Source organism: Prevotella brunnea (assembly GCF_008016795.1).
Taxonomy (GTDB): Bacteria; Bacteroidota; Bacteroidia; order Bacteroidales; family Bacteroidaceae; genus Prevotella; species Prevotella brunnea.
In genome coordinates this window covers 1-9,849 of sequence record NZ_SDIK01000028.1, presented here as the reverse complement: position 1 = coordinate 9,849, position 9,849 = coordinate 1, and the positions used below count along the sequence as shown (strand labels likewise).

8 protein-coding genes are annotated in these 9,849 nt (G+C 45.9%); 4 read left to right on the top strand and 4 right to left on the bottom strand.

Translation table 11 applies throughout. The features are described 5' to 3' along the window. Positions 1 to 133: 133 nt before the first annotated feature. On the bottom strand, positions 134 to 688 hold the full coding sequence (locus tag ETF27_RS04310) for a DUF3332 domain-containing protein (RefSeq protein WP_130830268.1): 555 nt from the start codon (positions 686 to 688) through the stop codon (positions 134 to 136). A gap of 131 nt (positions 689 to 819) precedes the next feature. Then, the gene (locus tag ETF27_RS04305) at positions 820 to 1,356 is read right to left on the bottom strand and encodes an LOG family protein (protein ID WP_147785533.1); all 537 of its coding nucleotides are present in this window, start codon (positions 1,354 to 1,356) and stop codon (positions 820 to 822) included. 290 nt (positions 1,357 to 1,646) lie between these two features. Here ETF27_RS04305 and ETF27_RS04300 point away from each other — a divergent pair, with 290 nt between their 5' ends. Further along, positions 1,647 to 3,503 carry a DEAD/DEAH box helicase gene (locus ETF27_RS04300; protein WP_147785532.1) on the top strand — a complete coding sequence of 619 codons (1,857 nt, stop codon included), beginning with the start codon at positions 1,647 to 1,649 and terminating at the stop codon, positions 3,501 to 3,503. A gap of 265 nt (positions 3,504 to 3,768) precedes the next feature. Further along, positions 3,769 to 4,395, top strand: coding sequence for an agmatine deiminase family protein (locus ETF27_RS04295; protein ID WP_147785531.1), 627 nt, complete (start codon positions 3,769 to 3,771; stop codon positions 4,393 to 4,395). 173 nt (positions 4,396 to 4,568) lie between these two features. On the opposite strand, the gene trhA is transcribed toward ETF27_RS04295, so the two are convergent. Beyond that, a complete protein-coding gene (gene trhA / locus ETF27_RS04290; RefSeq protein WP_130830264.1) occupies positions 4,569 to 5,216 on the bottom strand; it encodes a PAQR family membrane homeostasis protein TrhA in 648 nt (215 codons plus the stop codon). Positions 5,217 to 5,332: 116 nt separating this feature from the next. Further along, positions 5,333 to 7,549 (bottom strand): ribonuclease R, encoded by a 2,217-nt coding sequence (gene rnr / locus ETF27_RS04285; RefSeq protein ID WP_147785530.1) that lies wholly within the window; start codon positions 7,547 to 7,549, stop codon positions 5,333 to 5,335. Positions 7,550 to 7,624: 75 nt separating this feature from the next. Here rnr and ETF27_RS04280 point away from each other — a divergent pair, with 75 nt between their 5' ends. After that, positions 7,625 to 8,620 carry an NAD-dependent epimerase/dehydratase family protein gene (locus ETF27_RS04280; protein ID WP_147785529.1) on the top strand — a complete coding sequence of 332 codons (996 nt, stop codon included), beginning with the start codon at positions 7,625 to 7,627 and terminating at the stop codon, positions 8,618 to 8,620. Between the two features lie 105 nt (positions 8,621 to 8,725). Then, positions 8,726 to 9,703 (top strand): phosphatase PAP2 family protein, encoded by a 978-nt coding sequence (locus ETF27_RS04275; protein WP_130830261.1) that lies wholly within the window; start codon positions 8,726 to 8,728, stop codon positions 9,701 to 9,703. Positions 9,704 to 9,849: the final 146 nt, after the last annotated feature.

Sequence of the window (9,849 nt, the reverse complement as noted above, 5' to 3'; positions counted from 1 at the left end):
TTAGCGGACAGTAATATTTGAAAATAGGGGTTTAGGGATGGGTTTTTAAAGGGTAATTTTTGTTAAAACAAAAGGGCGGAGTTTGCCCTGTGAAGTTGCAAATTCCGCTCTGTCGATGCATGATATTTGTTGTTTATCGTTTTGCCATGAAGTAGCTTGTGCCGGCTTGTGCCTGGCGAAGCTCGTAAATGCCGGTAGCGTCCGGTGTGACATCAACGGTAAGTCCGTTGTTGAGGAAAGCCTTGATGGTTCCGTTCTCGTTGAATTGTATGAGTTTCTTTTCTTTTCCCTCGGCGTTCATGTACCAGCTGTTCTCGGCTTTGTCATAGGTAAGATAGAATACATTTCCGTCAGGCTTTGTTATTTCATAGCCATTTTCAAGATATTTCACGGCATACATCAGTCCGTCGTCTCCCTTTATGTTCTTGGTCTTCCCAACGTTCTTTGCCATTGGATTGTCACCTGTCCAGAACTCTATGGCGTTCAACACCACAACGTCTGCTAATCCTGCCACGGCATATGCCGGTGTGAGCAGAATGAAAATTATCTCGTTGAGAAACTTCGAGTCGGTAGCGCGCTGATTCCACTTCGCGAGTTTGTTGAACATCGTAAACGAACCTACGCAGGAACTCATGAGCATTGTTCCCACCATGAGCCATACGGCTGTTTTTAATCCTTTTCTTTTCATGTTGAATGTTTTTTTATTTATGCTAAATCGCTACAAATATACGGAAACTTTCGTTATTTTCATGTGTGTTCCCCTTTATTTTGGATATTTTTATTTATTGTCCCTCGTGTATGACGTGCGATTTGTCATGCTCAGGTTCTTTGGATTATGTCGGTCAGTTCTTCAAAGTTGTCGGCAATCTGTATCAGGTCTTGGTATCTTCCCCTGATGCACCCCCGCGTTTGCAGGTCGTTTAATGTTTGGATGAGCTGGTTCCAAAAGCCTTTCATGTTGTAGAGTATAACTTTCTTCTTGTGATAGCCTATGGTGGCGGCAGCGACGATGGTGAATATTTCGTCTATGGTTCCGATTCCTCCGGGTAATGCCACGAATATATCGCTCTGCAGCAGTATGATGTCTTTTCTGTCTGATAGGTTGTCGCAAGGGATTTCTATGTCGATATGCTCGCTTTTCTTGCCACCTTGCTCGATGATTTGTGGTATCACACCTATGGTCTTGCCTCCCGCTTCATGAGCTGATTTCCCTATGCATTCCATCAATCCGATGTTGCAACCTCCATAAACTACCGTGTGCTTGTGTTTGCCTATCCATTTTCCCAATTCTTCTGTGGCAGTAAAGAAGTCGGGGTCGATGGAATTGTTGGCTGAGCAGAATATTCCTATCTTCATTTACGTTTGTTTTTTTATTTTGATGAAAAATAAATTCTATATAACAACCCTGTTTCTTGAGGTTTATTGCTTGGAAAATCGTTAATAAATCAGAATGTCGCCTTGACTGATTTGTTGTGAGATAATTTGTGAGTTCGGATTTTAAAACGTAACTTTGCAGCCGAAAAGGATATTCGTCACCTTGAGGAGGCTTGTCTGTTGTTATGAAATGCGACAAGTCTTGTTTGTCTTTAAGTGGGGTTCGTTTGGTGGCGATGTGTTCTTTATGGATAATTATAAACGAAACGAATTTGAAAACATTTGAAGAATTAGGCGTAAGCGAAGAGATTCGCAAAGCCATTGTGGAGCTTGGCTTCGAACAGCCGATGCCGGTTCAGGAAGAAGTAATCCCTTATTTGCTTGGTAACAGAAACGATGTGATCGCGCTCGCTCAAACGGGTACGGGCAAGACGGCTGCATTTGGTATTCCGCTCTTGCAGCGTATTGATACGGAGAGAAAAGAAACACAAGCCATCGTGCTCTGTCCCACGCGTGAATTGTGTTTGCAGATAACCGACGATTTGAAAGACTTCGGGAAATACATCCCCCATCTTCATGTAGCGGCGGTTTATGGAGGCGCATCGATTGAGACACAGATTAAGCAGTTGCGGCACGGAGTGCAGATTATCGTTGCCACACCGGGCAGGCTAATCGATTTGATGGGGCGCGGAAAGGCTAAATTAGAGAATGTGCACAACGTGGTGCTTGACGAAGCCGACGAAATGCTGAACATGGGATTCCAAGAAAGCATAACGGAAATTCTCTCCGAGGTGCCTGAAGATCGCAACACGCTGCTCTTCTCGGCTACGATGAGTAAGGAAGTGGAACGCGTGGCAAAAGGTTATTTGCATGATTACAAGGAAATTGTGGTGGGCTCGCGCAACGAAGGAGCCGAAAATGTCAATCATGTCTATTACTTGGTGAGCGCAAAGGATAAATACCTTGCACTGAAACGATTGGTTGATTACTATCCGCGCATCTATGGCATCGTGTTCTGTCGCACGAAGGTGGAGACGCAGGAAATTGCCGATAAACTGATAAAGGACGGTTACAATGCAGAAGCGTTGCATGGAGACCTGTCGCAACAGCAACGCGACCTGACCATGCAAAAGTTCCGCTCACACCTCACGCAACTATTGGTGGCAACGGATGTGGCAGCTCGTGGGCTGGATGTGAATGATCTGACGCATATCATTAACTATGGTTTGCCCGATGACGTGGAAAATTATACTCATCGCTCGGGAAGAACGGGGCGTGCCGGAAAGAAAGGCACATCCATCTCCATCATCCATGTACGCGAGAAATTCAAGGTGCGAAACATTGAGAAAATCATCGGTAAAAACTTTGTGGACGGAACATTGCCCTCGGCAGAGGAAATTTGTAAAAAACAATTATACAAAACGATGGACGGAATCCTGAAAACCGATGTGGACGAGGAGCAAATTGCCCCATATGTGGCAGACATCAAGCGTCAATTCGAGTACATGGATAAGGAGGACATCATCAAGAAAATAATAACCCTTACCTTTGGACGTTTTCTCAATTACTACAAGAATGCGCCGGAAATAGAAAAACCGGTCGGGAATCGTGGGAAAAATGGAGAAAATGAAGGACAGCGTTCTCGGTCGAGAGGTGGTCGGAATACGGAAGAGGGCTACGCGCGTCTATTCATTAATTTGGGAAAGATGGATGGCTTCTATCCCGGGGTCATCATGCAGTTTATCAATAAGAACATGAAGGGACGTCAGGAAGTGGGACATATCAATCTTTTGCAGCGACAGAGCTACATAGAAGTTCCGCAGCAAGATGCCCGCAAGGTGATAAACACCCTTGACGGATTGTACTACAAAGGTAGAAAGATACGTTGTAACAATGCCGATGAGGTCGGATATGGTGGCGGAAACAGTCGAGATGGTCGTGGCGGACATAACGGTAAGCGCGAAAAAGCAGTTCGCCGGAAGAATGACAACACCCGGATTGAGACGCAACGCACCTTTGGAAAGGAAGATTGGCAACAACTGATAAAAGGCGATTCCATTAAGTTGAAAGGCGAAGTCCCCGATTTTTCGGAAGAAGGGTGGGCTCGTCGGCATCCGAAGAAGAAATAATCCGGTTCAAAGTGTAAGAAAATACACCCATTTTTTATCAATTTACCCCTGTCGTTCCTTACAAATAATGCGACAGGGGTAAAGTTTTTTGTTCCTAATGAAAGTGATTTAAAGACTAAATTTCTTAAAATCCCCTTATTTTTCGGTATTTCTTCATGTATTTATGAAAGAATTACAAAATAATTCGGCAGATACATTATTTATAGTATCTTTGCCACCAATTCTATTACTATCAGCATTTTTTTTTAATATTACTTTGAAATCTATGAAGCACTTAAAGGAATTAAGGCCTACTCAAGAAGCGTTGGCTTGTGAGCAATTAAATGCAAACAAGGTTTATTTCTCGGAAAAGGTATTAACCGACCATGACGTAAAATCTTTGTATAACAAACTATGCATGGTACTTGATATTTATGATGTGGAACACGAACTAAAAGAAGGCGAGCACCACACCATCTTCAAGATCATAAAACCCATTTGGCAAAATAATCACGACGGCGAAATCTCGGAAAATCTCGGCAGTCTCGTGCGCTATATCGGAGATAACAAAGTCTTGATGACCAATTGCGCCGAATACGATGCGGATATTGCTGCTTATTTGAAGAAACAATTGGAAACTGCGGGCTATGAAGTAAAGGAACTCTCGTTCAGTTCGTGCACCGAACCGCGCAAACGCCATGACAGGAGTTGGGCATACATTAACTTCATCCAGACGTCCAAGGTGGTGATAGTTCCAATGCAACATGCCGAAGAAGACAAAGAGGCATTGCGACAGATAAGGGCTTGTTTCCCACACCTCGCCGTAATTGGCGTGAACGCAAAACCTTTCTTTAGTGAGAAGGGAGAGTTTGTATCTTACTCCCATTCCATCAAGGAACAATCGGTTTCTTAATCCGACTCTTGTCAAGACCCAAAAGTCTTCAGACAAAATAAGTTTTCAACAAACATTCTGATGTTTTTCATATTAATCAGGGAGGTTCGTATTGACGTTCCTCCTTTTTTGAATGTGAGGTGTCTTGGCAATTCTATGGACAACAGACCTTTTTCGTTCCACTTCTTCTCATCCTAACAAATGATTTGCCACACTGCAACCAAATGACAGATGGTTCCGAAAAGCACGAAGAAATGAAAAACGGTGTGCATATATTTCCGTTTGTGCAACGAATAGAACACCGCGCCGGTAATGTACATCACTCCTTCGGCAATAATCCAAGCAACAGTGGCAAGGCTTACGGCGTGTAAAAGTGGTTTGAAAGCCACGAGAACAGAAAGCCCCATGCCAACAAACGTTATAGTTTCGAGGTTGCTGTGGTCTGCCAACTTGTGGAATGAGGTGATGGTACCAATGATGGCAAACAACCAAACGAAAGCGAAAAGCCCCCAACCCCAAAACTCTTCGCAGAGCAGTGCCACCAAAGCGATGGGCGAATAGGAACCGGCGATGTGCCAATAGATGGCAGCGTGGTCGAATTTACGCATTCTGTGCTTCCATTTTGATTCGGGCGACAGACCGTGATAGACCGTTGAGGCAACATAGCTGCCCAACATTCCAAACAGATACAGCGCAACACTGAAAGTGGCGAGAGACTGCCCGTCTTTCAAACAATGAATAAGGAAAACCGTTCCGCAGACCATTCCCAAGACGATACCTCCCGCATGACTCCACGTGTTCCATGCTTCTTCCGTTCGGGTGTAGAATGATTTATGCTTCATGTCGTACCTTTCTTTTCGTTGAAGTTAAGAAATCAAGCCGCATGAGTACACGATCGGGTGAATAATCATTGGTCGTCTTTCCATGCGGACTTGCTATTTCGTAATATTACCGATGTTTATTTCTTTTTCCTTGATTGGTCATGAGCCACCGTGAAATCAAGTTGTTTGCGTTCAAGGTTCGCTTTTGCCACTTGAATTCGGATGGGATCGCCCAATTGGTAAACATGATGACGCCGCCGTCCGACAAGACAATAATTCTTCTCATCGAACTCATAGTAGTCATCATCCAAGTCGCGCATGGCAATCATGCCCTCGCAATGGTTCTCATCTATCTCCGCGTAGATGCCGTAGCTCTGAATTCCACTGATATGAGCATCGAAACATTCCCCCACGTGCTCGCCCATGAACTCTACCATCTTATATTTTATGGAGTCTCGCTCAGCGTTTTGAGCCACCTGCTCCATGTCGGAGCAATGTTCGCACAGTTCTTCTATATAATCTTGGTTGGCTGATCGTCCGCCTTGTTCGTATCGTGTAAGCAACCGGTGCACCATCGTGTCGGGATAGCGACGTATGGGCGATGTGAAATGGGTGTAATAATCGAATGCCAGACCAAAATGCCCAATGTTGTGGGTGGTGTATTTCGCCTTCATCATGGAGCGGAGGGCGATAGTCTGTATGACTTTCTGTTCCTTTTTTCCTTCAATCTCTTCCATGAGGGCATTTAATGCTCGTGCCGTCGCTCCCTTTGTGCTTGAGGACTTCAGTCTGTAGCCGAATTTCGCCGTGAACTGGCGCAGGTTCTCAAACTTTTGTGGATCGGGATTGTCGTGAACGCGATAGGGCAGTGTCTTCGTTTTCTTTCCTCTTGCCACTTTTCCAATGCTTTCCGCCACATATTTATTTGCCAAGAGCATGAACTCTTCGATGAGTTTGTTGGCATCCTTCGAGCGTTTGAAGTAGCAGCGTATGGGCTTTCCTTTCTCATCTATGTCGAAATGCAATTCCTCTGAGTCGAATTTCACGCTGCCATTCTTAAATCTTTTCTTACGAATGAGTTTTGCCAAGCGATCTAAAATAATGATGTTCTCGGCAAATTCCCCCTTGTAACCCTTCTTTCCGGGTGCCGGAGCGGGCTCTTCAGTTCCATCAATCACGCCATTATCCTCAAGCAGTTGTTGCGCTTCCTCGTAGGCAAAGCGGCGATTACTCTTGGTGATGGTATGGGCAAGGTGGAACTTCTTTACGTTAGCTTCATCGTCCAGCTCAAAGATGGCACTGTAAGTGAGCTTCTCTTCACCGGGACGGAGTGAGCAAACAAAGTTGCAAAGACGTTCCGGAAGCATGGGAATGGTGCGATCGACAAGATAAATCGATGTGGCACGCTTTTGTGCTTCCTTGTCGATGATGCTGCCTTCCTTGACGTAGTGCGACACATCGGCAATGTGAACGCCCACTTCCCACAGTCCGCTTTCGAGCTTGCGAACGGAAAGCGCGTCGTCAAAGTCCTTCGCGTCTTTTGGATCGATGGTGCAAGTCCATACGTTGCGGAAGTCTTCGCGCTCCGCATAGTCCTGATTTGTAATCTCACCGCTTATTTTATCGGCGGCATCTTCCACTGCTTTTGGGTACTTATAAGGCAGACCGTATTGTGCGAGGATGGTATTCATTTCCACATCGTTGTCGCCTGCCTTTCCGAGGATATCGATAACTTCCCCGACAAGGTTCTTGTGGTTGGCATCCGGCCATTTCGTGATTTTAACCACAGCCCGATCATCGGTTTTTCCGCCTTTTAATGCCTTCTTTGGGATGATGATATCATGCACAAAAAGGTTCTCTTGCGTTACGAGAAACGCAATATCCGCCTCAACCTGCAGTCTGCCCACGAAGGTTTCTTTCTTCCGTTGCAGAATTTCGATGACCATTGCTTCCTTGATGTGGTTGCGTCGGCGCGCGAGGAACTGAACCTTTACGCGGTCGCCACTCAGTGCCGACATGGAGTTGCGTTCGGAAACAAAGATATTCGTTCCGCCATCATCGGGTTGGAACGAGTTTTTGCCGTTCGATTTCCGAATGAATACACCTTCTTGCACCTGTCCTTTGGTGTTGAGTGCATAGGCATTTTCGCCCACTTTCGACAAGAAGTCATCCCATGCCATCTCTTCCATGATGTCAATGGCAAGCATTTTTTGCGGATGTGTCGTCAGTTTAAGAGCACGAAATATCTGTTTAAAACTGAAAGTCTCGCCGGGTTGTGTCTGAAAAAATCCCCGCAACTTCTCGGAAAGTTGAGCTTTGGTCAGGCGTTTTCCGCCTTTTTTTTGTTTACCCATAGTGAATTGCACTTTGATTATAGACACAAAGTAACAAAAAAGTTTGTATCTTTGCAAGCGTTTCACGGAATTTTAATGAAAAAGATTTTAATTACAGGAGCTTCGGGGTTCATCGGCTCGTTTATCGTTGAGGAGGCATTACGCAGAAACATGGAGGTATGGGCTGCCGTTCGTCCCACCTCTTCGCGTCGGTATTTGCGTGATTCTCACATTCGTTTCATCGAATTGGACTTCTCGTCCGAGCAAACCCTTCGCGAGCAGTTGGCACCCCACCAATTTGATTATATCGTTCACGCGGCGGGAGCTACGAAATGTTTGCGCAAGTCCGACTTTTTCCGTATCAACACGGATGGAACCAAAAACCTTGTTCGAGCCCTCCTTTCGCTCAAGATGCCCATCGAGCGTTTCGTGTATCTTTCGAGTCTCAGCGTTTTCGGAGCCGTAAGCGAGGAACAGCCTTACCGTGATATTTCCGAGAACGATGAGCGACATCCTAACACCGCGTATGGGGAAAGCAAGAAAGAAGCGGAAGACTTCCTGTTCTCACTCAGCGGTTTCCCCTGTGTCATTCTGCGTCCGACCGGGGTTTACGGACCGCGCGAAAAAGACTATTTCCTCATGGTGAAGTCCATCAAGCAACATACCGATTTCGCAGTTGGGTTTCGTCGGCAAGATATTACTTTCGTTTATGTCCGAGACGTTGTGCAGGCGGTGTTCCTTTCTTTGGAGCGCGGGAAAAGTGGCAGAGCGTATTTTCTTTCGGATGGGAACGTGTATCGAAGTGCAGCGTTCAGCAATCTCATCCGTGAGGAGTTGGGCAATCCATGGTGGATACGCATCACTGCTCCGATAGGACTCTTGCGTGTCATCACGTGGTTGGGAGATTGGATGGGAAGGCTTACCGGCAAACTCTCTCCACTCAATAACGACAAGTATCAAATCATGAAGCAAAGGAATTGGCGATGCGACATCCGACCTGCCATCAGTGAGTTAGGCTATCAGCCCGAATACGATTTGGCGCGCGGCGTGAAAGAGACAGTGAGCTGGTACAAAGAAAATAAATGGATATAGGAACAGACCGACATTACAGATTCGTTCCGTAGCGATATGTGGGCGGAGAGTTTGGCGAGAAATGCCTCCTTTGTCGAATGTCCGTAATTTCAGATAAACAAGACGATGCAAAAATTTATAAAGAATTTGTTTCAGATAGAGAAGAAACCGCTGAAGGGACTGCTGGCGGTGGAATGGGCAATGATGGCCTATCTGCTGTTCACTCTTGTCCTGACCTTTTTCCTTTATACGAAAATGAGCCAACCGCAAGCGATGGTGTTCGGTAGGTTGCGCGTGGTGGCAATGACAGCCGCGCTGTGGCTTGTCTATCGCGTTTTCCCTTGCCGTCTCACGCGCTTGATACGCATAGCCGCGCAACTCGCACTCTTGGCATGGTGGTATCCCGATACCTACGAATTCAATCGTCTCTTCCCCAATCTCGACCATGTGTTTGCCCGATGGGAACAGGATTGGTTCGGTATGCAACCCGCGTTGCTCTTTTCCAAGGAATTGCCCGATGCGCTTTTCAGCGAATTGTTCGATATGGGCTACGCCGCTTATTACCCGATGATTGCGCTCACCGTTTTTTATTATTTCATTTGGCGATACAATGAGTTTGAGCGTGCGGCGTTTATTGTCCTGTCGGCTTTCTTTATCTATTACGTCATCTTTATTTTCGTTCCCGTTGCCGGTCCCACTTTCTATTATAAGGCAGTGGGCGTGGAAAATATCGCGGCGGGAATATTCCCGAACGTGCACGATTATTTCAACTTTCATCAGGATTGTCTGCCCAGTCCCGGTTATACCGATGGATTCTTTTACCGACTTGTGGAAGATGCCAAGGCGGCGGGCGAGCGTCCGACAGCTGCTTTTCCCAGTTCGCACGTCGGTATCAGCACCATCTGTATGCTCCTGATGTGGCACGGAGGCAACCGGCGACTTTTCTACGCACTCATTCCTTTTTATTTCTTTCTCTGTTGTGCAACGGTCTATATCCAAGCTCATTACCTCGTTGATGCTTTAGCAGGAATTGTTTCCGCCTTGCTGATTTACAGCCTGTTGTTCTTCGGATCGAAAAGCATGGTGAGGCGAGGTCGGAATTAACGCGAGACGACAATTGTTGGCAGTGGCGACATCGTTGCGCTTTGAAAAATAAGTCCGACAGACTCAACGAAAGTGAAAAAAATGGTGTGAAATAAATTTCAAAAAAATCACCATTAACTCTCAATATGTCTTATACGGATTTAGCT